Below are 21,456 nucleotides of genomic sequence, written 5' to 3' on the forward strand. Positions count from 1 at the left end.
GAGGTCACGCCGGACGGTAGCGGTTCTCCGGGCGGCCCGTCGAGCCGTACCGGGGGCTGACCTGCGCGTGTCCCTCCGCGACCAGGTGCTCCAGGTAGCGGCGGGCGCTGACCCGCGACATCCCTACCGACTCGGCGACCTCTGCCGCCGACGCGTCCTCCGCGGTGCCGCACAGCCGGCCGAGAGCCTCCTGGACCAGGGTTCGGCTCCGCTCGGAGAGCCCCTTGGGCGGCAGGGTGGTCGCGGTCCGCGGCCCGGCCAGGAGCTGGTCCACCTCGTCCTGGTCGAGAGTGGTCTGGGCGCGGCGCACGTCCTCGCGCCGCTGCCACACGTCGTCGAGCCGCTCACGCAGCGCGGCGGACGTGAACGGCTTGACCAGGTAGGCGACGACGCCGCCAGCCATCGCCTGCCGCACGCTGTCCAGCTCGCGTGCGGCGGTGGTGGCGACGACGTCGACGGGCGGGCCGGGGAGCAGCCGCAGCCGCCGGAGCACGTCGAGCCCGCCGATGTCCGGCAGGTGCAGGTCGAGCAGCACCAGGTCGGGGCGCAGCGCGGACGCGAGCTGCAGCGCGTCGGCGCCGTTCCGGGCCTCACCCACCACCACGAACCGCGGGTGGCTCTCCACGAACCCCCGGTGCACGACGGCGACTGCCGGGTCGTCCTCGACGACGAGCGTCCGTGCCTGCTCGGTCATGATGTCGTCTCCCTGGCTCCGGCGGTGGCCGGGGTGCGCTCGGCCGGCGCTGCCGCCGTGGACGCCGCCGTCGCGGGCAGCGGCAGCTCGACGGTGATCCGCGCCCCGCCGAGGTCGCCGGTGTCGATGGCCGCCTCGCCGTCGCGCCGGTCCACCACGCGCCGGACCAGCGCCAGGCCGATGCCACGGCTGTGCTCGCGGTTGCCGGGCACCTTCGTGGAGAACCCTGCCTTGAACACCTGGTGGTGCAGGTTGGCGGGGATCCCTGGACCGTCGTCGTCCACCTGGAGGCGCAGGAGCGCGCCGTCGACGTGCAGCAGCACGCGGACCCGGCCCTCCGGGCCGACGGCGTCGACCGCGTTGTCGATGAGGTTCCCGAGCACGACGAGCGCGTCCGTGTGCAGGGACGAGGCCTCCGGCGTGGTGGGCGGGTCGAGCGCGGAGGCGTCGTCGACGTCGAGGATCACCCCACGCTCCCGCGCCGTGATCGCCTTGACCAGGAGCAGCGCCGCGAGCTCGGGGGACCGCACGCCCGGCGCCACGGCGGACGAGGTGAGCAGCCCGCCGTAGCCCGACCGCTCGATGAACGCGACCGCCTCCTCGGTGCGGCCCAGCTCCAGCAGCCCGGAGATCACGTGCACGGTGTTGGCGAACTCGTGCGACTGGGAGCGCAGCGCGTCGGTGAGGCCGCGGGTCTCCAGGAGGCCGGCGATGTCCTCGGGCTCGAGCAGGTAGATCCGGCGGCGGACGAGGCGGGTCACCCAGGCCGCGCACAGCACGCCGACCGCAGCGGCGATCGCGAGCGCCCCGAGCAGCCAGCCGCGGTCGTCGGTCAGGTCCGCGCGCAGCTCGGACTCGAGGATGCCGACGCTGGCGGTGCCGATGACGGGGGCGGGGGCGGCGTCGTCGGCGGCGTGGCCGAAGACCGGCACCTTGACGCGCCAGGACGTGCCGAGCGTCCCGGTCTGGGTGCCGGTCCACACGTGCCCGGACAGCGGTACGGAGGGGTCGGTCGAGACGCGCCGCCCGATCTGCTCGGGGTCGGGGTGGGAGTAGCGGACGCCGTTCTCGTCGGTGACGACCACGTAGGTGACCTCTGAGGCCTCGCGGATCACCTCGGCGATCGGCTGGATCGTGGCGGACGGGTCCTCGTCGTCGTACGCCTCGAGGATGGCGGGCAGGCGCGCGACGGACTGCGCCACCCCGGTCATCCGGTCGACGTAGGCATCACGGAGCTGGCGCTCCTGCAGGGCGGACGCCACGAAACCGGTAGTGCAGACGAGCACGAGCACTATGACGACCTGCAGCATCAGCAGTTGTGCTCGGAGCGTCATCGCTCTTCTCACGGACGCCAGTGTGCACCGGTTGGCGGCGGGCGCGGTAGCCGAGCGGCCGTGACCAAAACGACCACAACCTTCGTTGCGACCACAACCCGGCCGCTTGCGGGGGTGCTCCCTACGCTCACGCCGAGGTGGAGCGAGTACCGGCGAGGTGGCCGGGGACCGGTCCACGATCTCGCGACTTTCACTCAGCCGCATCCACTCAAAGGAGAAGACATGCGCGTCATGCGAACCGGGGCTGCCCCGGTCGGGATAGTCCTGGCCCTGACCCTCGCGGGCTGCTCGGCCCTGGAGGCAGGCGGCGGCGGTGGCGGCGACGCGGCCATCGACGAGCTCAGCATCGTGGTCCCGGCAGGTCCGGGCGGTGGCTGGGACCAGACGGGCCGTGCCATGCAGGCCGACATGCAGGAGGCGGGGCTCGTCGGCAACGCGACGGTGACCAACGTCGACGGCGCGGGCGGCACGGTGGGCCTGGCGAACATCGCCAACGCCACGGACCCGAACACCCTGCTCGTGATGGGCCTGGTCATGGTGGGGGCTGTCGAGACCAACGAGTCGCAGGCCCGGATCGAGCACACCACCCCGATCGCGCGCCTCACGGAGGAGCAGGAGGTCATCGTGGTCCCGGCGGAGTCGCCGTACGAGACCGTCGACGACCTCGTCGAGGACATCACGGAGAACGGCAAGGACGTGTCGATCACCGGCGGGTCCGCCGGCGGCACGGACCACATCCTCGCGGGGATGCTGCTCCAGGCCTCGGGCATGCCGTCGGAGCACATCCAGAACAAGCTGAACTACATCGCCTACTCGGGCGGCGGTGAGTCGCTGGCGGCTCTCCTCGGCAACAACGTGAGCGCGGGCATCTCGGGTGTCAGCGAGTACGCCGAGCAGGTGGCGGCCGGCGAGCTCCGTGCGCTCGCGGTGTCCGGCGAGGAGCGCGTCGACGCCCTGCCCGACACCCCGACCCTCACCGAGGCCGGGTACGACGTCGTCCTCACCAACTGGCGCGGCGTGGTCGCCCCGGGCAACATCGAGGACGCCGACAAGGAGGCGCTGACCACTGCCGTCACCGAGCTCGCCGGGTCGGACGCGTGGAAGGCCACGCTCGAGGAGAAGGGCTGGGACGACGCCTTCCTCGCGGGCGACGAGTTCGACACGTACCTCGAGGGCAACATCACGGAGATCCAGGTGGTGCTCCAGGACATCGGTCTCGTCAAGTGAGGCCCGACGACGCGGCGCCCCTGGCGCCCACAGCACCGGGTGAGCCGACGGCGGAGGCCGGCCCTCCGCCGTCGGACAACCTCGAGCCGCGGGCCGCAGAGCCGCCGCGCCGTCGGTGGGGCGAGCTCGTCCTGGCCCTGGCCACCACAGCGCTCGGCGTGTACGTGCTGGTCGCCGCGGGGAGCATCACCGTGCCCAGCTCGACCAACACGCTGGGCCCGCGCGCCTTCCCCTACCTGGTGGGCGGGATGCTCGCCGTCGTCGGCGTGGTGCTGGTCCTCCTGGTCCTGAGCGGCCGGGGCGGTGAGGAGGAGGGCGGCGAGGACGTCGACCCCACCGTCCGCACCGACTGGCTGACGGTGGTCCTGCTCGTGGTGGCCCTGGTCGTCCACGTGTTCCTGATCAACGTCATCGGCTGGCCGTTCGCCGCGGCGGTCCTGTTCGCGGCCGCCGCGATGATCCTGGGCGCGCGCCCGTGGTGGCGCGCGGCCCTGACCGGGCTCGTGCTGGGCCTGGTCGTCCAACTGATCTTCGGTGGGCTGCTGGGGCTGTCGCTCCCGCCCGGCCCGCTGCTCGAAGGGGTGCCGTTCCTCCATGGATAACTTCTCCGCACTGCTCGAGGGGTTCGCCACCGTCCTGCACCCGGTCTACCTGCTGTGGGCGCTGTTCGGCGTGTTCATCGGCACGGCGGTCGGCGTGCTGCCGGGCATCGGCCCGGCCATGGCCATCGCGCTGCTCCTCCCGCTGACCTACACCCTGGAGCCGACGGCGGCGATCATCGCCTTCGCCGGCATCTACTACGGCGGCATGTACGGCGGCTCGACGACGTCGATCCTGCTCAACACACCCGGTGAGTCGGCCTCGATCGTCACGGCGATCGAGGGCAACAAGATGGCCCGCGCCGGGCGCGGCGCCGCCGCGCTCGCGACCGCGGCCATCGGCTCGTTCGTCGCGGGCACCATCGCGACGGTCGCCCTCACGTTCCTGGCGCCGGTGATCGCCGACGTGGCGGTCCAGCTGGGTGATCCCGACTACTTCGCCCTCATGGTGGTCGCGTTCATCACCGTGGGCGCACTGATCGGGTCCTCGGTCCCGCGTGGCCTCGCGTCGCTGGCCCTCGGCCTGTTCCTCGGCCTGGTCGGCACCGACACCCTGACGGGCCAGCAGCGCTTCACGTTCGGCGTGCCCAACCTGGCCGACGGGATCGACGTCGTGGTGGTCGCCGTCGGCCTGTTCGCCGTCGGCGAGGCCCTGTACGTGGGCTCCCGGATGCGCCACGGGCCGATCAAGGTCATCCCGATCGAGAAGGGCTGGCGCTCCTGGATGAAGCCGGACGACTGGCGTCGTTCCTGGAAGCCGTGGCTGCGTGGCGCGGCCATCGGCTTCCCGGTGGGCACCATCCCGGCAGGCGGGGCCGACGTCGCGACGTTCCTCTCCTACGCGACCGAGAAGCGGCTCGCCGGCAAGGAGCGCCGCAAGCAGTTCGGCAAGGGCGCCATCGAGGGCGTGGCAGGTCCGGAAGCCGCGAACAACGCGGCCTCGGCGGGTGTGCTGGTCCCGCTGCTCACCCTCGGCCTGCCCACGACGGCGACCGCTGCGATCATCGTCGTCGCGTTCCAGTCCTACGGCATCCAGCCCGGCCCGCAGCTCATGCTGAACGAGTCCGCGCTGGTGTGGGCGCTGATCGCCAGCCTGTACATCGGCAACCTCATGCTCGTGGTGCTGAACCTGCCGCTCGTGGGCATGTGGGTGAAGGTGCTGCGCATCCCGCGGCACTACCTCTACGCGGGCATCCTCATGTTCGGCGCGCTCGGCTCGTACGCGCTGAACTTCTCGCCGGTCGACGTGCTGCTCCTGGTGCTCATCGGCGCCGCGGGGTTCTTCATGCGGCGCTACGGGTACCCCGTGGCACCGCTGGTGGTCGGCATGATCCTCGGCCCGATGGCGGAGGACCGCCTGCGCAGGTCCCTCGCGATCAGCCAGGGCGACCTGAGCTACCTGGTCACGAGCCCGTTCGCCGCCTCGGCGTACGTGGCGATCATCGTGCTGGTGGTCGTGGGTATCTGGCTGAAGCGCCGGGAGCGGGCCCAGGCCTAGGCTGCGGACATGGGAACAGCACTGATCACCGGCGGGTCCGCCGGCCTCGGACTCGAGTTCGCCCGGCAGCTCGCGGCGGCGGGACACGGCCTGGTGCTCGTGGCCCGCGACGAGGAGCGGCTCGACCAGGTCGCCGCGGAGCTCCGCGGCGACCACGGCGTGGCGGTCGAGGTGCTCCGGGCGGACCTGTCGGTGCCCGACGACGTCGCGCGGGTGGCGCAGCGGCTCGCCGTCGTCGGCGGCAGGCCGGAGGACGGCGACCTGCCGCCCGTTGGGCTGCTCGTCAACAACGCGGGCTTCGCCACGAGCGCGAGCTTCGCCAAGGGTCGCATCAGCACCGAGCACCGTGGGATCGACGTCATGGTGAGGGCGGTCGTGGAGCTCAGCCACGCCGCCGTCGGGCAGATGCTCGAACGCGACCAGGGCGCGATCCTCAACGTCGGCTCGGTGGCGGCCCTCACCGCCGGCGGCACCTACGCAGCGGCCAAGGCGTACGTCCGGACCTTCACGGAGGCCCTCGCGGTCGAGCTCAAGGGCACCGGCGTCACCGCGACCCTGTTGTCCCCCGGGTTCACGCACACCGAGTTCCACGCGCGGGCGGGCATCTCCAAGTCGGCGATCCCGGAGTGGGCCTGGCTCGACGCCTCCGACGTCGTCCGGGCGGCGCTGGAGGACGTGCGCCGCGGCGTCGTCCTGTCCACCCCCTCTGTGCGGTACAAGGTGGCCGCCGCCGCGCTGCGGGCGGCGCCGCGCTGGGCCGTGCGCGCCGTCGGCAAGTACCGCTGACCGGCGGCGTGGCCCGGCGGGCCGGGCGGTCCCGGCGCCTCCTGGCGCCGGGCCGTCAGAGCCAGCCGACCTTCTTGAAGATCCAGTAGAAGATCCCGCCCAGGCCGAGCATGCCGGCGAGCGCGAGCGGGTACCCGAGAGCCCAGTGCAGCTCGGGCATGTGGTCGAAGTTCATGCCGTAGATGGTGCCGATCAGCGTCGGCGCGAAGAGGATCGCGGCCCAGGCGGAGATCTTCTTGGTCTGCTCGCTCTGCTGGAGGCTGATCTCCGACATGCGCCGCATCTCCTCGTTCTGCTCCTGGGTCACCAGGGTGGAGTGCACGTTCAGCGCGTTCGTGAGCAGCGCACGGAACGTGCCCGACGTCTCCGCGTGCTTGACGGCGTGGTCCAGCACGTTGCGCAGGCTGCGCAGCAGCTCGACCCAGAGCGGGTCCTGCGGGAGGTCGGCGTCCAGGTGCTCCGTGCCGGGCTCCCCGCCGACGTACCGCTGCTTGGCGTCGTGCAGCTCCTGGAGCATGTCCACCAGCGGGCCGGTGGCGCGCTGCAGGCCGATCACCTCGCGGGTCGCCTCGTAGATGCGGTACGACACCTCCGGGTCGCGCGAGAACAGCTGGTCCTCGATCTGGTCGATGTCGCCGCGCAGCCGCGCGACCACGGGGCGATAGGTGTCCACTACCTCGTCCAGGAGCGCCGCGAGGATCGCGACCGGTCCCAGCCGCAGCAGGTCGGGGTCCTGCTCGAGCCGGCCCCGCATGGCGCCAAGGTCCGGTGCGGCGGACCGCCGGATGGTGACCACGAAGTCCGGCCCTACCCAGGCGTGCACCTCGCCGAACTCGACCCGGTCGATGTGCCCGTCGCCGTCGTCGTCCACGCTGCGCGCGGGGTGCAGCACGACGAACAGCACGTCGTCGTAGTGCTCGATCTTCGGGCGCTGGTGCGCGTGGATGGCGTCCTCGACGGCGAGGTGGTGCAGGGAGAACTCCTCGGCCACCGCCCGGATCTCGTCGGGTTCGGGCCAGGCCAGGTCGACCCAGGCGGTTCCGCCCCGCTCGCGGGTGACCTCGCAGGTCTCCTCGATGCTCGCCGGGTTCGCCGTGCGCTTTCCGTCCACGTACACCGCGTTGTCCATGATGCTCACAGCAGAACCCTCCCAGAGGTCCACGGCAACCCGGACCGGCGTCCGCCGCGACGTACCCTTGCACCGTGAACGCTGACTTCTCCCCGACCCCGCGCGAGCAGCTGGCAGAGCTCATCAAGGAGCTCGCCGTGGTGCACGGCAAGGTGACCCTGTCCTCCGGCAAGGAGGCCGACTACTACGTCGACCTGCGCCGGATCACGCTGCACCACCGGGCGGCCCCGCTCGTCGGGCACGTGCTCCTGGACCACCTCGAGGAGGTAGGGCTGGGCACCGCCGAGATCGACGCGGTGGGCGGGCTCACCCTCGGCGCAGACCCGATCGCGGACGCGCTCCTGCACGCGGCGGCCTCACGCGGCCAGGACCTGGACGCGTTCGTGGTGCGCAAGGCCGCGAAGGCGCACGGCATGCAGCGCCAGATCGAGGGGCCGGACATCGCGGGCCGCAAGGTAGTCGTGGTCGAGGACACCACCACTACCGGCGGCTCGCCCATCACGGCGATCGAGGCGGCGCGCGCCGCCGGCGCCGAGGTGCTCGGCGTGGCCACGATCGTCGACCGGGCCACCGGGGCCGGCGAGAAGATCGAGGCGCTCGGCGTGCCGTACCACTACCTCTACGGCCTGCAGGACCTCGGCCTCGCCTGAGCCTGAGCCGGAGGTGCAGCGCAGGGTGCGGGCCGAGGAACGAGGCACGCGCCCGTAGCGGAACCGCAGGCTCGGGGGATCAACGGATCCTGAGCAGGTCAATACCGTAATCCGGTCGTCTCGATATCACTTGCCGCGAAGACTTTTGCCTAGCCCTACTGTATCTTTAGATTCATGGGGCCATTTGTCGCTTTAGTCCTGCTCGTCATCGGACTGGTGGCGTTCACCATCGCCGCGGTGCGGGTGATGAAGCGCGGGCGCTCGCAGGACGTCGAGCAGTGGGCCGAGGCGAACGGGTGGGAGTACATCGGCAAGGACCCGATGCTCGCCCAGCGCTGGAGCGGCCGGCCGTTCGGCGTGGGCCTGGACCGTGAGGCCCGCGACGTGATGCGAGGGCACGTCGACGGCCACGACATCGTCTCCTTCACGTACACGTGGCGCTCGGGCTCGCCCGACGCCGACACGCGCCGCGCGGGTCTGCGCCGCACGGCGCACGTCGTGGCGCTCGACGCGCTGCCGGGCGAGCCGGTCGTGGACCTGTCGCCAGAGGGCATCCGCGAGAAGTGGCAGAAGCTCTTCGGTGCGCAGGACGTCCAGATCGACAACCCCGCGTTCGACGGCCAGTGGCTCGTGCGCACCTCGGACGAGTACTTCGCGCGCCGGGCCCTCGACGCACGCCTCGCGAACATCGTGATGCTGCCCGACTTCCACGGGTCCCGGCTCCGGATCGAGGGGCCGTCGATCATGCTGTGGCGGCCCGGCCGCACCGACGTGACGACCCTGACCGAGCGGGCCAAGCGCGTCGCGGAGGTCGCGCGGATCGTGCTGCCCATGGAGAAGGGCGGGCCGCGCTTCGAGTCGGGCGGGACGATCAACGGCTTCGGGATCCCCGGCCTGACCTGACCGGCCGCGACCTCGCTCCACGAAGCCCGCAGGCGAGGGCTCCGGTGGGAGACGCACTAGGCTGGCGGCCATGATCGAGCGGACCACCGAAGCCTGGCTCACGGACATGGACGGCGTGCTGGTGCACGAAGGCACCGCCCTCCCCGGCGGCCCCGAGTTCATCAAGGCGTTGCGGGACAAGGAGCTGCCGTTCCTCGTCCTGACGAACAACTCGATCTTCACGCCGCGTGACCTGCGCGCCAGGCTCGCCTACAGCGGCATCGACGTGCCGGAGGAGAACATCTGGACGTCGGCCCTGGCCACCGCCCAGTTCGTCGCTGACCAGATCCCGAACGGCAGCGCGTACGCGATCGGCGAGGCGGGTCTGACGACGGCGCTGCACCAGGCGGGCTACACGCTCACCGAGTCCGACCCGGACTACGTGGTGCTCGGCGAGACCCGCACCTACTCGTTCGAGGCCATCACCAAGGCGATCCGGCTGATCACCGGCGGTGCGCGGTTCATCTGCACCAACCCCGACGTGACGGGGCCCTCGCAGGAGGGGCTGCTGCCCGCCGCCGGGTCGGTCGCCGCGATGATCACCGCGGCGACCGGCCGCCAGCCCTACTACGTGGGCAAGCCGAACCCGGTGCTGTTCCGGTCGGCGCTCAACCTGATCGGCGCGCACTCGGAGTCGACGACGATGATCGGGGACCGCATGGACACGGACATCCTGGGCGGCATGGAGGCCGGCCTGGAGACGTTCCTGGTGCTCACGGGGTCGACGTCCGCCGAAGAGGTCGAGACGTACCCGTTCCGTCCGAGCCACGTGGTGAACTCGATAGCGGACATCGTCGACCTGGTCTGATGGGCACGACGACGGATATAACCAGCCCCGAGCACGAGATCGGCGTCGGCCCCTGGTCCGGACCGCTGCCCGACGACCCGCGCTACGACCCGGAGCTCCTCGCCGAGGGCGACCGCCGGAACGTCGCCGACCACTACCGGTACTGGTCCGTCGAGGCGATAGTCGCCGACCTGGACACGCGCAGGCACCCGTTCCACGTGGCCATCGAGAACTGGGCGCACGACCTCAACATCGGCTCGGTCGTCCGTACCGCCAACGCGTTCAACGCGGCGGGCGTGCACATCGTGGGCAGACGCCGGTGGAACCGCCGCGGCGCGATGGTGACCGACCGGTACCTGCACGTGACGCACCACCCGGACGCCGAGGCGCTGGCCGAGTGGGCGGGAGGGTTGCCGATCGTCGGCATCGACAACGTGCCGGGCTCCGTGCCGATCGAGGGCTATACGCTCCCGCGGGAGTGCGTCCTGCTGTTCGGCCAGGAGTCCACCGGCCTGACGGCGGAGGCCCAGGCCGCCTGCGACGTCGTCCTGCACATCACGCAGTACGGCTCGACCCGGTCGATCAACGCGGGAGCCGCCGCCGCCATAGCGATGCACGCCTGGGCGACGCAGCACGCCTCGTAGGCCGTCGTACCGGGGCGAGCACGGGACGCCGTCGGCCCGGGAAACATCGTTGCTTCCGGGTGAGGACTCGGCAAGGATCGTCCGGTGGGCCGGAGCGACGAATGAGCAGCGCGTCCCTGACCCGGGACCGGAACTTCGTGGTCTTCTGGGGCACCCAGACGCTCTCGGTGCTGGGCGACTCGTTCTCGATGATCGCCTTCCCGCTGCTCATGCTGGAGGCCACCGGCTCGCTGGTGCAGATGGGCCTGCTGACGGGCGTCATGGCGGTCGGTTCGCTCTCGATGGGGCTCGTCGGCGGGGCCGTCGTCGACCGGTTCGACCGCCGCAGGCTCCTGATCGCCTGCGACGTGGCCCGCCTGCTGCTGTTCGCGGCCGTACCCGTCTGCTGGGCGTTCGAGCCCCAGGTGTGGCTGCTGTTCGCCGTCGCGGGTGTCGCGTCGGTGTTCGGGCAGCTGTTCCGGATCACCTACATCACGGCGGTGCCGTCCATCGTCGGGCGCGAACGGATCGCCGAGGCCAACAGCAGGCTCCAGGCCACCGCCTCGCTGGCCAGCATCGGTGGACCGGCGCTCGCCGGGCTGATCGCCGCGACGGCGGGCGTCACGGCGGCGATCGCCATCGACGCGGCGACGTTCGGCGCCTCGGCGCTCGGGCTGCTCGCCGTCCGCCTCTCGCGGGTGGCTCCGGCCGCTTCGGTGGACCGCCCCGGTCTCGGACGTGACCTCCGGACCGGCTTCGTCACCGGCGCGCGGTTCCTGTGGCGCCACCCGGTGCTGCGTGTGCTGACCATCTCCCTGACGATCACCACCTTCGTCACGTACGGCCTGACCGACGTGATCATCTACCAGGTGCGGCACGGCCTCGGGGAGAGCGAGGACGTCGTCGGTTACGTGATGGCCGCCGCAGGGGTCGGCACGTGCCTGGCGGCGGTCCTGTCGGCCCGCCTGCGCCGGACGTTCGGCTTCGGCGCCTGCTGGATCTCCGCCATGACCCTGTGCGGCCTGGCGGGCGTGGCGCTCGCGCTGAACCGTGACGCGGTGGTCATGGGGGCGGCGGTCCTCGTGTTCTGGTTCGGGCTGATGCTCGCAGCGGTCTGCTCGATGTCGCTGCGCCAGCTGGTCACGCCCGACGCCCTGCTCGGGCGGGTCACCGCGGCGTTCTGGACCATCCACTACAGCCTGGCGCCGCTCGGCGCCGCAGCCCTCACGGCGGCCGCCGACCGCTTCGGCGCGCCCGGGCCGCTGCTCGCGGTGGCCGTCGTCTACCTGGCGGTGGTCGGCGTGGCGGTCTTCACCCCGATCCGTGGACGCAACCCGGAGGACCTCCCCGTCAGGTGAGGTCAGAGCGGGTTCCGAAGGCGTCCGCGGGCGGCGGGCAGACGAAGACCACAGTGATTCGGCCGTTCGGCTGTCGAACGACCGCACACAGCTGCCGGTGGATCGTGGCAAGATCGAAGGTGCATACCCGGGCGGCCTTGGACACTCTGTGCGACCGCCCATCTCACCAGCTCATTTGGAGTTTCGCAGATGCCCATCGCAACCCCTGAGGTCTACGCCGAGATGATCGACCGGGCGAAGGCCGGCAAGTTTGCCTACCCCGCCGTCAACATCACCTCGTCGCAGACCATCACTGCCGCACTTCAGGGCTTTGCCGAGGCGGAGTCCGACGGCATCATCCAGGTCTCCGTCGGCGGCGGCGAGTACGCGTCGGGCTCGACGGTGAAGGACCGAGTCTCGGGCTCGCTCGCGCTCGCGGCCTACGCGACCGAGGTCGCCAAGGGCTACGGCGTCAACATCGCCATCCACACGGACCACTGCACGGCCGACAAGCTCGACTCCTGGGTCAAGCCGCTGCTCGCGATCGAGGCGGAGCAGGTCAAGAACGGCGGCCTGCCGACGTTCCAGTCGCACATGTTCGACGGTTCCACCGTGCCGATCGAGGAGAACCTCGTGATCGCGGCAGAGCTGCTCGAGCTGTCGCAGGCGGCGCGCACGATCCTCGAGATCGAGATCGGCGTCGTCGGTGGCGAGGAGGACGGCCACATGGCCGAGATCAACGACAAGCTGTACACGACGGTCGAGGACGGCCTGGCCACGGTCAAGGCGCTCGGCTCGGGCGAGAAGGGCCGCTACCTGACGGCCCTCACCTTCGGCAACGTGCACGGTGTGTACAAGCCGGGTGCCGTCAAGCTCCGCCCGGAGATCCTGCTCGACATCCAGAAGGCCGTCGGCGCGGAGATCGGCAAGGAGAACCCGTTCGACCTCGTGTTCCACGGTGGTTCGGGTTCGACGGCGGAGGAGATCTCCGCGGCCGTCGACAACGGCGTCATCAAGATGAACATCGACACCGACACGCAGTACGCGTACACGCGCCCTGTCGTCGAGCACATGTTCAAGAACTACGACGGCGTCCTGAAGATCGACGGCGAGGTCGGCAACAAGAAGGCCTACGACCCGCGTGCGTGGGGCAAGGCGGCGGAGGCCGGCATGGCCGCTCGTATCGTCGAGGCCTGCCAGCAGCTTCGTTCGGCCGGCCACAAGATGTGATCACGTCTCGCCGAGATAGAACCGTGGCGAGATAGAACTGGGGCGGAAATGCTGACCGGCATTTCCGCCCCCGTTCTATCTCGCCACGGTTCTACTTCGGCGCGATGAGTTCGGCGCTACGAGGCGGGCGGGCCGCCTACACCTGCCGGGGTCGGCGCGCCGCCCGACGGCGGGCCGGACGGGCCGTCGTCGTCCAGCTCGAAGCCCGGGTCCTCGTCAACGATGTCGAGGAGGTCGCCGATCCGGGTCACCTCCAGCAGGAAGCGCACCGTCGGCGGCGCGCGCAGCACGCGTACCCGGTGCGGGCTGCGGCTCGCGAGGCGCGCGAGGAACGCGACGCCTGACGAGTCCATGAAGGTCACATGGTGCGCGTCGATCTCGACCGGGAGCCGTGACTCCTCGGCCGCGGCAGTGGCCTCGTGCAGATCGCCGCCGATATCGGCGTCGATCTCCCCGGAGAGAACGATCCGCGCACGCGAGCGGCCCACGATGACGTGGATACTCGCGGGATCGCCGATCTCGGGGGTCTTATGGCCGGGGTCCTGGGGGCTCCCGCCCTGCGGACCGCGCGGGGGGTCGTAAGTTCCGTCCTGCACGGTTCTCCTTCCGGGAGCAGTGGTCGTGGCGCTGTGTCGGTCCGATGATAGAGGTTGAGGTTCAGATCTCGGACCGTCCCAATCTACGGTTGAATGTCCTGCTGGAACAGCACCTCGAGCAAGAGATACCGTTGGGAGGGCATTTTGACCGATTCATCCGGTCTAACACCGTCCTCTCCGCCGCCGCGGCACCCCGGCCTTTCCGTATTCGGCCTCGGTCCGACTCCGGACGGGACAACGAACGGTAGAAGCAACGGCGTGTCGAACGGAACGTCTGACGGAAACGGCTTCGACGCCGGCCTGCCCGCGACTCCCGCCGCCGCGAGCGTGCCCCCGAGCGCCCCGTCGAACCCGCCGTTCGGCGCCTACCGGACGGCCGCCGCGGAACCGCGCAGGCACGCTGCGAGCACCGGCATCCCACGCACCCTGCCGCCGTCGGTCGGCGACGTGGTCCTGCGTGCCGCGGTGAACGTGGGCATTCCCGTGTTCCTCACCGGGCCCACAGAGGACGGCATGCCGATGCTGTGGGCGAACAGCGCCTTCGAGCACTACGCGGGCGTGCGGTTCAGCGACTTCGCCGGGTACACGGTGCGTCGCCTCGGCGAGATGCTCGTCGAGCCGCAGGACCTCGAGCGCATGACCGAGCTGGTGAACGCGGGCCAGGAGGTGCACGCGACCGTGAAGTCCCACCTGCGTGGCGGCACGCACGGCTGGGCCCAGCTGACGCTCACCCCTGCCCGCGCGGGGCACAGCGACCGCATCACCCACTGGATCGGGTTCAGCGTGGACGTCTCCGACCACATGGAGCGGCACGCGGCCCAGCTCGCGAGCCTCGAGGTCGAGCGGCAGCAGCGCGAGGACCTCGACCTCATCGCGCAGACCACAGAGATCCTCACCGACCTCGAGTACCCGTACGCCCTGCGCGACATCGCGGAGCTGCTCCAGTCGATGGTGCGCTGGGCGGGCTTCTACGTGAACGACGACGGCCTCAAGCACGCAGCGGGCATCGACGTCGCGGCGCCTCCCAGCGGCCGCGGACGCCGGCACGCGCGGTACATCGAGGGCGACAACATCGCGGACAAGTCCCTGCGCCGCCGCCCGTCCGTCGACGCGCTCGGCGACTCCGTGACCACCGGTCCCATGCCGATCCTCGAGGTGGTGGACTCGGTGCAGGACGTGCTCGACGGCGTGCTCGACGGCCCCGTCATGCTGCACCTCGACATCCCGCACGCGCCGCACTCGGCGTCGGGGTGGCTGCAGCGCGACCTCACGCTGCGCCTCGCCGACGAGCTCGGCAAGGCACCCGACTCGGTGGTCGTGCACCCTGTTGCCGGACGGCGGGACGTGCTCGGGCTGGTCGTCATCGTCCCGGACGAGGACGAGCCCGGCGACTACGTCGAGGCCGACGAGCCGGACACGCTGCGCACCGTGGTGGAGGTCGTGGCCCGCCGCGCGGGCAGTGCCATCGACAACGCCCGCATGTACGCGCGTGAGCACCGCCTCGCCGAGACCCTGCAGCGCGCCATGCTCCCGGAGCAGGCGGACGTCGCGGGCCTCGACGTGTGGACGTACTACGCCCCCAACGCGGAGCACGCCCAGGTGGGCGGCGACTGGTACGACGTGCTGCAGATCTCGCCCGAGCTCGTTGGCCTGGTGATCGGCGACGTCGTCGGGCACGACGTCGAGGCGGCCGCCACCATGGGCCAGCTGCGCTCCGTGGTGCGCTCGTACGCGTTCGAGCTGTCGACGCCGAGCCGCGTGCTCGAACGCGTGGACCAGCTCGTGGCGGGCATGGGCATACCGCGCTCGGCGAGCATGGTGTACGCCTCTCTGAAGCGCGAGGACGAGCCGGACGTCTGGACCATCGGCTACTCGCGTGCGGGGCACCTGCCGCCCCTCCTGCTGCGTGCAGGGCAGGTGATCAAGCTGGACGAGGGCGGTGGCGCGCTCGTCGGCTTCGGGTCGCGCGAGCGGACCACCGGCGAGGCCCGTCTCCAGCCCGGCGACACGCTGCTGTTCTACACGGACGGCCTGATCGAGCGGCGCGACCGGTCCCTGCGGCTGGGCCTGGAGGCGCTGCTGGAGACGGCGTCGGCCATCACGGCGCGCGACGCCGCCGGCGTGGGCGAGGAGCTGCTCTCCCGCCTGGCCGACGCGCCGGAGGACGACGTCGCGATCGTCGTGGTGCGGATCCCCGACCCGACCGGCGACGCCGGCGAGACGGCGCTGTCGCCGCGGTGGCGGCGCTGGATGCTGCCCAGCGAGCCGTCGTCGATCGGCCGGGCCCGGCACGCGGTGCTGCGCACCTGCCAGGCGTGGGGCATCGAGGAGTCGGCGCAGGCAGAGCTCGTGGTGTCCGAGCTGGTGGCCAACGGCGTGCTGCACGGCTGGGGGCACATCGCCCTGCGCCTGTACGACACGGGCGACGGCCTGCGGATCGAGGTCGAGGACAACAACCCGGCGCCGCCCGTGGCGACCGACGGGCACCCGAACCGCCTGGGCGGGTTCGGCATGCAGATCGTGGACCGGCTGGCCGAGTGGGGCTGGCGCCCGTCGGGCAGCGGCAAGCTGGTCTGGGCGAAGCTCCGCCGCCAGCCCACCCCGCCGAAGTAGGTAGGTCCGCGAGGCAGAGCGCCTGTCCGAGTCTCCCTCGGTGACACGAGCGAGACTCGGCCAGGCGCTCTACCTCGCGGACCTACCGTGGTGGATAACGTTTTACGCGGTGGACACGTCGCGGTGGGACAACGGGGAGCCGTCGTCGTCCCGCGATGTCATCACCGCAAAACCCGAGTCGGGAGCAGAGGGCTCGCACGAGTGCTCGTCGTCGATGCGGAAGAGCTCCATCGCTCCGCACACCTCGAGCACGAACAGGTCGCGCTCGTCGGCCCCGCGGATCACCGTCGCGCCGCCCCGCTTGCGGCCGGCGTCGGCCAGCGAGATGAGGAACGCGGCGCCGGTCGAGTCCATGAACGTGACCCGGCACATGTCGATCACGAGCAGCTGTCGGCGCAGGCCGACGACGCGCGCTGCGATCTCCGGGAACTGGTCTCGTTCGGCGAGGTCGAGGTCGCCGGCGATCACGAGCGTCGTCGTCGTGGGAGACGTCGCGATCTCGATCATGTGTCGAGCGTAACGACTGTTGCCCGATCGCACCGGATGAAAGGCAAAATTCACCGTCTGCACCGCCGCCGCGGGCAATCCGGTGCGGCCTGGTTTGTCCATCTGCGCCCCAGAAGGGTCCGGAAGTGTGAGGATCTGAGCATGAGCACCCACGACAATCTCCTGCAGGGTCCGGCCCCCACCCTGCTCCCCGACGACTTCCCGGCCGCCCGAGAGCGCCTGAGCAGCGGTGACGACCCGGTCGACGTGGCTGCGGGGGCTCCGGCGTCGTCCCTCGTCTGGGCGGTCCTGGCAGAGGGCGCGCTCGCGACGGGCAGCGCCTCCGGCAACGTCGAGGCCTATGCCTACGCCCGGACGGGCTACCACCGCGGCCTCGACGTGCTGCGTCGTGCCGGCTGGCGCGGGCAGGGCCCGATCCCGGCGAGCCACGTGCCGAACCAGGGATTTCTCCGCGCGCTCCTCGCGCTCTCCGAGGCGGCCCACCTCATCGGCGAGGAGGACGAGGCGGAGCGCTGCGCGAAGTTCCTGGTCGACTCCGGCACGTCCGTGGACGAGGTACGCGCCCTCACGCTCACCACGAAGTAGACTCGGGCGCGGCCCGCGGGCGCCACCGTGGCGCACGACGCGGGCAACCCGAGCAATCCGAGAAGGTGGAGATCCATGCCAGGCGTCGTGCTCGTCGGGGCCCAGTGGGGCGATGAGGGCAAGGGAAAGGCGACGGACCTCCTGGGCTCCCGCGTCGATTACGTGGTCAAGTTCAACGGTGGGAACAACGCGGGGCACACGGTCGTCATCGACGACGAGAAGTATGCGCTGCACCTCCTGCCGTCCGGGATCCTGTCGCCGGGCGTCGTGCCGGTCATCGCCAACGGCGTGGTGGTCGACATCGAGGTCCTGTTCCAGGAGCTCGACGCGCTGATCGCGCGCGGTGTGGACGTGTCAAGGCTGCTCGTGTCGGGCAGCGCGCACATCATCGCCCCGTACCACCGCACCATCGACAAGGTGACCGAGCGGTTCCTCGGCAAGCGCCGCATCGGCACCACCGGGCGGGGGATCGGTCCGGCGTACGCCGACAAGATCAACCGCGTCGGCATCCGCATGTGGGACCTGTTCGACGAGAAGATCCTGCGCGCCAAGATCGAGGGCTCGCTCGACCAGAAGAACCACCTGCTCGTGAAGATCTACAACCGGCGCGCCATCACGGTGGACGAGACGCTCGACGAGCTGCTCCAGTACGCCGAGCGCCTGCGGCCCATGGTCACGGACACCGCCGTCGAGCTGGACCGGGCCATCCAGGCGGGCAAGACGGTCCTGTTCGAGGCCGGTCAGGCGACCATGCTCGACATCGACCACGGCACCTACCCGTTCGTCACGTCGTCCAGCGCGACGGCGGGCGGCGCGGTGACCGGTTCCGGCGTCGGACCCACGCGGATCGACTCCGTGATCGGTGTCATCAAGGCCTACACGACCCGCGTCGGCGAGGGCCCGTTCCCCACGGAGCTGTTCGACGACAAGGGCGAGTTCCTGCGCAAGACCGGCGGCGAGTACGGCGTCACCACGGGCCGTGCGCGGCGCACCGGCTGGTACGACGCCGTCATCGCCCGCTACGCGACCCGCATCAACGGGCTCACCGACATCGTGCTCACCAAGCTCGACGTGCTCACCGGCATGGAGAAAGTGCCCGTCTGCGTGGCGTACGACGTCGACGGCGTCCGCCACGATGAGATGCCCACCGACCAGACGGCGTTCCACCACGCGAAGCCGATCTACGAGGAGTTCGACGGCTGGTGGGAGGACATCTCCAAGGCCCGCGCCTTCGAGGACCTGCCGCCGAACGCCCAGGCCTACGTGAAGGCGCTCGAGGAGATGTCGGGCACGCGGATCTCCGCGATCGGCGTCGGCCCCAAGCGCGACGAGATCATCCCTGTGCACGACCTCATCCACAGCCGCTGAGTCCGTATCCCCCTCAGAGAACCCACTCAGAGAACCCACCAAGAGAGCCTTCTGCCACGTGAAGATCCTCGTCATCGGGACCGGCGCCCGCGAGCACGCCATCATCCACTCCCTGCACCGGGAGACCGCGTCCGGGTCCGCTGCCCACGAGCTGCACGCGGCGCCCGGGAACCCTGGCATCGCAGGGCTGGCCACGCTCCACGAGGTCGACCCGCTGGACGGGACGGCAGTGGCGGCGCTCGCCGAGCAGGTGGGCGCCGAGCTGGTCGTCGTCGGCCCCGAGGCGCCGCTGGTGGCGGGTGTCGCGGACGGGGTCCGGGCGGCCGGCATCCCGGTGTTCGGGCCGTCCGGCGAGGCCGCCCGGCTCGAGGGCTCCAAGTCGTTCGCCAAGGAGGTCATGGCCGCCGCGGGCGTCCCGACCGCCATGGCGCACGTGTGCACCGACGTCACGGAGCTTGCCGCCGCCCTGGACGCGTTCGGTGTCCCGTACGTGGTCAAGGACGACGGCCTGGCGGCGGGCAAGGGCGTGGTGGTCACCGACGACCGCGCGGCCGCACTGGCCCACGGCGAGGCGTGCCTCGCCGGCGGGGGCACCGTGGTGGTCGAGGAGTACCTCGACGGACCCGAGGTCTCCCTGTTCTGCATCTCCGACGGCTCGAAGGTCGTCCCCCTGGTCCCCGCGCAGGACTTCAAGCGCGTCGGGAACGAGGACGAAGGCCCCAACACCGGTGGCATGGGGGCCTACAGCCCGCTGGACTGGGCGCCGCAGGGCCTCGTGGACGAGGTGATGGCGCGCGTCGCCCAGCCGACCGTCGACGAGATGGCACGGCGCGGCACGCCGTTCTCCGGCGTCCTGTACGTGGGGCTGGCGCTCACCAGCCGGGGCACGCGCGTGGTCGAGTTCAACGCGCGCTTCGGTGACCCGGAGACCCAGTCCGTGCTGGCCCGGCTCCTGACGCCGCTCTCGGAGGTCATGCTCGCGGCGGCCCTCGGCAGGCTCGCCGAGCTGGAGCCGCTCCGCTGGCGCCGGGAGGCCTCGGTGACGGTCGTCGTCGCGTCCGAGGGCTATCCCGAGCTCGCCCGGTCGGGTGACCCGATCACGGGCATCGAGGACGCCGAGGCGCTCTCCGGCGTGCACGTGCTGCACGCCGGTACCGGCCTCTCCGAGACCGGCGAGCTGGTCAGCGCCGGTGGACGCGTGCTGTCCGTCGTGGCCCTGGGCACCGACCTCGCCGACGCCCGACGTCGGGCCTACGAGGGCGTCGCGAAGATCGAGCTCAAGGGCTCGCACCACCGCACCGACATCGCGCTGAAGGCGGAGCGCGGCGAGGTCACGGTTCCGTAGCAGGGCCGCAGGGCCGGGCGGCCACGCCGGAGGTCCGGCGCAGCCGCCCGCGTCAGGCTCCGCTACGCCGTGCGCCGCCACTGCTGGGTGGCGGCCGCGGCGTCACAGGTCGCGAGCGCGAGATCCCAGGAGTCCGCCGGGGTGGCGAGGCACAGGGTCGGGTCGACGACGCTGCTGATCGTCGCGTCGGCGCCCAGCTCCCACTGCTGCTCGGGCGTGCCCGTGCAGTCGGCGATGACCAGCTTGCCACCGGCGGCGAGTGCGCCGCCCGGCGCGACGCACATGTCGCCGTAGACCGTGAGCTGCCGGTCCGCGGTCCAGTCGAACGACTGGTTGCCGCCCCCGTTGCAGTTCCACAGGCCGAGCTGCGTGCCGGCCGTCGTCGAGAAGCCCGGCACGTCGACGCACACGCCGTGCTGGACGCTGACGAGCGGCTCACCCGGCGGTGCGGGCGGCAGGTCGTTCAGGGCCTCCTTCTTGAGCAGCCGCCAGCCCCACTGGATCTGGGCCAGCCCCGAGGCGTTGGTGACCTCGAGGTCGCCGTCGCCGACGACCTCCGTCAGCGTGTACGCGTCCCCCGTCCGAAGGCCGGGCCAGTAGACGATCCCGATGCCCTGGTCCCGTGCGACCTCGGTCAGCGCGCCGAGGTACGACGTGTAGACGTCGCCCTCGTGGTTGCCGTAGTTGAGGCCTGTCGTCATCGGTGAGCCGGCCTCGCTGACGACCGTGCGCCACCCGTACTCGCCGATACGCGGGAGCAGGTTCGCCTTCCACTCGTCCTCGGTCGTGTGGTCGGCCCAGAACCCGTAGAAGTGCAGCGAGAGCAGCGTCCCCTTCAGCTCCCTGGCCGCGCCGACACCGGTGACGTCGTCGTTGTAGCCGGTCCCCGAGACGATCACGCGACGGCGGGGCACGTCGTCGTGGTCGTCCAGCCACCCGGCGGTCAGGTCCACCCACGCGTCGAGGGTGTAGCCGAACGGCTCGTTCATGGGCTCGAAGTACACCTTCGGGTTGCGCCGGTACTCCGTCACGACCGTGTCCCACATCGCGTCGAAGGCGGCGGGGTCGTCGGCCAGGCCGTCCTTGGCGCTGTCCGCCTCCCAGTAGCTGAGGATGACCTTGAACCCGTGGTCCGTGGCGGAGTCGATGGCGCCCTGGTACGAGTCCCACCAGTCGGTGCCGACGCTCGACGGGTTGATCGGCAGCCGCACCGTGTTGGCGCGCGTCTCGTGCCGGAACTCGAGAAGGATGTCGGTCGCCTTGGCGTACGTCGTGTCGTAGTCGTCCTCCGTGCTCAGGCCGGAGGGCACGACCTCGTCGTCCGCGTAGTTGTCGCGCGGGTCCGCCCAGTTGACCCCGCGGAACTCACCGGTGCCGGACGGCCCGACCGAGGGGGCGGCGACAGCCGCAGTGGGAACCACCGCCACCGCCGCTATGAGGAGGCCGGCGACCGCAAGGGCGCCGGTCCGGATTGCTCGTGTCATGGGGACTCCGATCTGGGGACGCGTCGCTGCGCCGCCGTCCGAGGCCTCGGGGCGACTGTGCCGGCCCGATGCCTATGTTGGCGCAAACATCGCACGCCGATCCGCAGTTGCGCAAGGACCTG

General features: G+C 71.0%; 20 protein-coding genes. 14 read left to right on the forward strand and 6 right to left on the reverse strand.

Features of this window, described 5'->3' with window-relative positions:
• Positions 1 to 4: 4 nt before the first annotated feature.
• Both AB0I32_RS05640 and AB0I32_RS05645 read right to left on the reverse strand, forming a co-directional pair.
• The gene (locus AB0I32_RS05640; RefSeq protein ID WP_357503747.1) at positions 5 to 694 is read right to left on the reverse strand and encodes a response regulator; all 690 of its coding nucleotides are present in this window, start codon (positions 692 to 694) and stop codon (positions 5 to 7) included.
• The gene (locus tag AB0I32_RS05645) at positions 691 to 2,040 is read right to left on the reverse strand and encodes an ATP-binding protein (protein ID WP_357503749.1); all 1,350 of its coding nucleotides are present in this window, start codon (positions 2,038 to 2,040) and stop codon (positions 691 to 693) included. Before AB0I32_RS05645 ends, AB0I32_RS05640 begins: the two co-directional genes overlap by 4 nt.
• A 210-nt stretch (positions 2,041 to 2,250) precedes the next feature.
• Between AB0I32_RS05645 and AB0I32_RS05650 the strand changes: the two genes are divergently transcribed.
• The 4 genes from AB0I32_RS05650 to AB0I32_RS05665 are packed head-to-tail and all read left to right on the forward strand — an operon-like array spanning position 2,251 to position 6,138.
• Positions 2,251 to 3,255 carry a tripartite tricarboxylate transporter substrate-binding protein gene (locus AB0I32_RS05650; protein WP_357503751.1) on the forward strand — a complete coding sequence of 335 codons (1,005 nt, stop codon included), beginning with the start codon at positions 2,251 to 2,253 and terminating at the stop codon, positions 3,253 to 3,255.
• Positions 3,252 to 3,857 carry a tripartite tricarboxylate transporter TctB family protein gene (locus AB0I32_RS05655; protein WP_357503753.1) on the forward strand — a complete coding sequence of 202 codons (606 nt, stop codon included), beginning with the start codon at positions 3,252 to 3,254 and terminating at the stop codon, positions 3,855 to 3,857. Before AB0I32_RS05650 ends, AB0I32_RS05655 begins: the two co-directional genes overlap by 4 nt.
• Positions 3,850 to 5,352, forward strand: a complete 1,503-nt coding sequence (locus AB0I32_RS05660; protein WP_357503755.1) for a tripartite tricarboxylate transporter permease — start codon at positions 3,850 to 3,852, stop codon at positions 5,350 to 5,352. Before AB0I32_RS05655 ends, AB0I32_RS05660 begins: the two co-directional genes overlap by 8 nt.
• A 9-nt stretch (positions 5,353 to 5,361) precedes the next feature.
• Positions 5,362 to 6,138 carry an SDR family NAD(P)-dependent oxidoreductase gene (locus tag AB0I32_RS05665; RefSeq protein WP_357503757.1) on the forward strand — a complete coding sequence of 259 codons (777 nt, stop codon included), beginning with the start codon at positions 5,362 to 5,364 and terminating at the stop codon, positions 6,136 to 6,138.
• 55 nt (positions 6,139 to 6,193) lie between these two features.
• Here the strand turns inward: AB0I32_RS05665 and AB0I32_RS05670 are convergent, their stop codons facing one another.
• Complete coding sequence (locus AB0I32_RS05670) at positions 6,194 to 7,276, reverse strand: magnesium and cobalt transport protein CorA (protein ID WP_357503759.1); 1,083 nt, start codon at positions 7,274 to 7,276, stop codon at positions 6,194 to 6,196.
• A gap of 65 nt (positions 7,277 to 7,341) precedes the next feature.
• Here AB0I32_RS05670 and pyrE point away from each other — a divergent pair, with 65 nt between their 5' ends.
• The 6 genes from pyrE to fbaA all read left to right on the forward strand — a co-directional run bounded on the left by pyrE (position 7,342) and on the right by fbaA (position 12,836).
• Positions 7,342 to 7,917, forward strand: coding sequence for an orotate phosphoribosyltransferase (pyrE, locus tag AB0I32_RS05675; RefSeq protein ID WP_357503761.1), 576 nt, complete (start codon positions 7,342 to 7,344; stop codon positions 7,915 to 7,917).
• A 174-nt stretch (positions 7,918 to 8,091) separates the two neighbouring features.
• Entirely contained in the window at positions 8,092 to 8,820 is a 729-nt protein-coding gene (locus AB0I32_RS05680; protein ID WP_357503763.1) for a hypothetical protein, read from the forward strand.
• Between the two features lie 70 nt (positions 8,821 to 8,890).
• Entirely contained in the window at positions 8,891 to 9,667 is a 777-nt protein-coding gene (locus AB0I32_RS05685) for an HAD-IIA family hydrolase (protein ID WP_357503765.1), read from the forward strand.
• Positions 9,667 to 10,290 (forward strand): TrmH family RNA methyltransferase, encoded by a 624-nt coding sequence (locus AB0I32_RS05690; RefSeq protein WP_357503767.1) that lies wholly within the window; start codon positions 9,667 to 9,669, stop codon positions 10,288 to 10,290. Before AB0I32_RS05685 ends, AB0I32_RS05690 begins: the two co-directional genes overlap by 1 nt.
• Before the next feature lie 101 nt (positions 10,291 to 10,391).
• Positions 10,392 to 11,627: an MFS transporter gene (locus tag AB0I32_RS05695; protein WP_357503769.1), complete on the forward strand. Its 1,236-nt coding sequence runs from the start codon at positions 10,392 to 10,394 to the stop codon at positions 11,625 to 11,627.
• A 189-nt stretch (positions 11,628 to 11,816) separates the two neighbouring features.
• Complete coding sequence (fbaA, locus tag AB0I32_RS05700) at positions 11,817 to 12,836, forward strand: class II fructose-bisphosphate aldolase (RefSeq protein ID WP_189668681.1); 1,020 nt, start codon at positions 11,817 to 11,819, stop codon at positions 12,834 to 12,836.
• Between the two features lie 116 nt (positions 12,837 to 12,952).
• On the opposite strand, the gene AB0I32_RS05705 is transcribed toward fbaA, so the two are convergent.
• Complete coding sequence (locus AB0I32_RS05705; RefSeq protein WP_357503772.1) at positions 12,953 to 13,432, reverse strand: STAS domain-containing protein; 480 nt, start codon at positions 13,430 to 13,432, stop codon at positions 12,953 to 12,955.
• Positions 13,433 to 13,690: 258 nt separating this feature from the next.
• Between AB0I32_RS05705 and AB0I32_RS05710 the strand changes: the two genes are divergently transcribed.
• Entirely contained in the window at positions 13,691 to 16,045 is a 2,355-nt protein-coding gene (locus tag AB0I32_RS05710; RefSeq protein ID WP_357503774.1) for a SpoIIE family protein phosphatase, read from the forward strand.
• A 102-nt stretch (positions 16,046 to 16,147) separates the two neighbouring features.
• On the opposite strand, the gene AB0I32_RS05715 is transcribed toward AB0I32_RS05710, so the two are convergent.
• On the reverse strand, positions 16,148 to 16,552 hold the full coding sequence (locus AB0I32_RS05715; protein WP_357503776.1) for an STAS domain-containing protein: 405 nt from the start codon (positions 16,550 to 16,552) through the stop codon (positions 16,148 to 16,150).
• A gap of 141 nt (positions 16,553 to 16,693) precedes the next feature.
• On the opposite strand from AB0I32_RS05715, the gene AB0I32_RS05720 reads away from it, so the two are divergent.
• From AB0I32_RS05720 to purD, 3 genes are all read left to right on the forward strand, one after another.
• The gene (locus tag AB0I32_RS05720; protein WP_357503778.1) at positions 16,694 to 17,137 is read left to right on the forward strand and encodes a DUF3151 domain-containing protein; all 444 of its coding nucleotides are present in this window, start codon (positions 16,694 to 16,696) and stop codon (positions 17,135 to 17,137) included.
• A gap of 75 nt (positions 17,138 to 17,212) precedes the next feature.
• Entirely contained in the window at positions 17,213 to 18,505 is a 1,293-nt protein-coding gene (locus tag AB0I32_RS05725) for an adenylosuccinate synthase (protein WP_357503780.1), read from the forward strand.
• Positions 18,506 to 18,563: 58 nt separating this feature from the next.
• Positions 18,564 to 19,850 (forward strand): phosphoribosylamine--glycine ligase, encoded by a 1,287-nt coding sequence (gene purD, locus AB0I32_RS05730; RefSeq protein WP_357503782.1) that lies wholly within the window; start codon positions 18,564 to 18,566, stop codon positions 19,848 to 19,850.
• 62 nt (positions 19,851 to 19,912) lie between these two features.
• Here purD and AB0I32_RS05735 read toward each other — a convergent pair whose 3' ends face one another.
• Positions 19,913 to 21,334, reverse strand: a complete 1,422-nt coding sequence (locus AB0I32_RS05735; protein ID WP_357503784.1) for a ricin-type beta-trefoil lectin domain protein — start codon at positions 21,332 to 21,334, stop codon at positions 19,913 to 19,915.
• Positions 21,335 to 21,456: the final 122 nt, after the last annotated feature.

Origin of the sequence: Promicromonospora sp. NPDC050249 (assembly GCF_040656015.1) — a bacterium.
Classification (GTDB): domain Bacteria; phylum Actinomycetota; class Actinomycetes; order Actinomycetales; family Cellulomonadaceae; genus Promicromonospora.

Coding starts and splice junctions, on each gene's coding strand:
- AB0I32_RS05640 (WP_357503747.1), bottom strand. CDS start 694: ATGACCGAGCAGGCACGGACGCTCGTCGTCGAGGACGACCCGGCAGTC.
- AB0I32_RS05650 (WP_357503751.1), top strand. CDS start 2,251: ATGCGCGTCATGCGAACCGGGGCTGCCCCGGTCGGGATAGTCCTGGCC.
- AB0I32_RS05660 (WP_357503755.1), top strand. CDS start 3,850: ATGGATAACTTCTCCGCACTGCTCGAGGGGTTCGCCACCGTCCTGCAC.
- AB0I32_RS05665 (WP_357503757.1), top strand. CDS start 5,362: ATGGGAACAGCACTGATCACCGGCGGGTCCGCCGGCCTCGGACTCGAG.
- AB0I32_RS05680 (WP_357503763.1), top strand. CDS start 8,092: ATGGGGCCATTTGTCGCTTTAGTCCTGCTCGTCATCGGACTGGTGGCG.
- AB0I32_RS05685 (WP_357503765.1), top strand. CDS start 8,891: ATGATCGAGCGGACCACCGAAGCCTGGCTCACGGACATGGACGGCGTG.
- AB0I32_RS05690 (WP_357503767.1), top strand. CDS start 9,667: ATGGGCACGACGACGGATATAACCAGCCCCGAGCACGAGATCGGCGTC.
- AB0I32_RS05695 (WP_357503769.1), top strand. CDS start 10,392: ATGAGCAGCGCGTCCCTGACCCGGGACCGGAACTTCGTGGTCTTCTGG.
- fbaA (WP_189668681.1), top strand. CDS start 11,817: ATGCCCATCGCAACCCCTGAGGTCTACGCCGAGATGATCGACCGGGCG.
- AB0I32_RS05715 (WP_357503776.1), bottom strand. CDS start 16,552: ATGATCGAGATCGCGACGTCTCCCACGACGACGACGCTCGTGATCGCC.
- AB0I32_RS05720 (WP_357503778.1), top strand. CDS start 16,694: ATGAGCACCCACGACAATCTCCTGCAGGGTCCGGCCCCCACCCTGCTC.
- AB0I32_RS05725 (WP_357503780.1), top strand. CDS start 17,213: ATGCCAGGCGTCGTGCTCGTCGGGGCCCAGTGGGGCGATGAGGGCAAG.
- AB0I32_RS05735 (WP_357503784.1), bottom strand. CDS start 21,334: ATGACACGAGCAATCCGGACCGGCGCCCTTGCGGTCGCCGGCCTCCTC.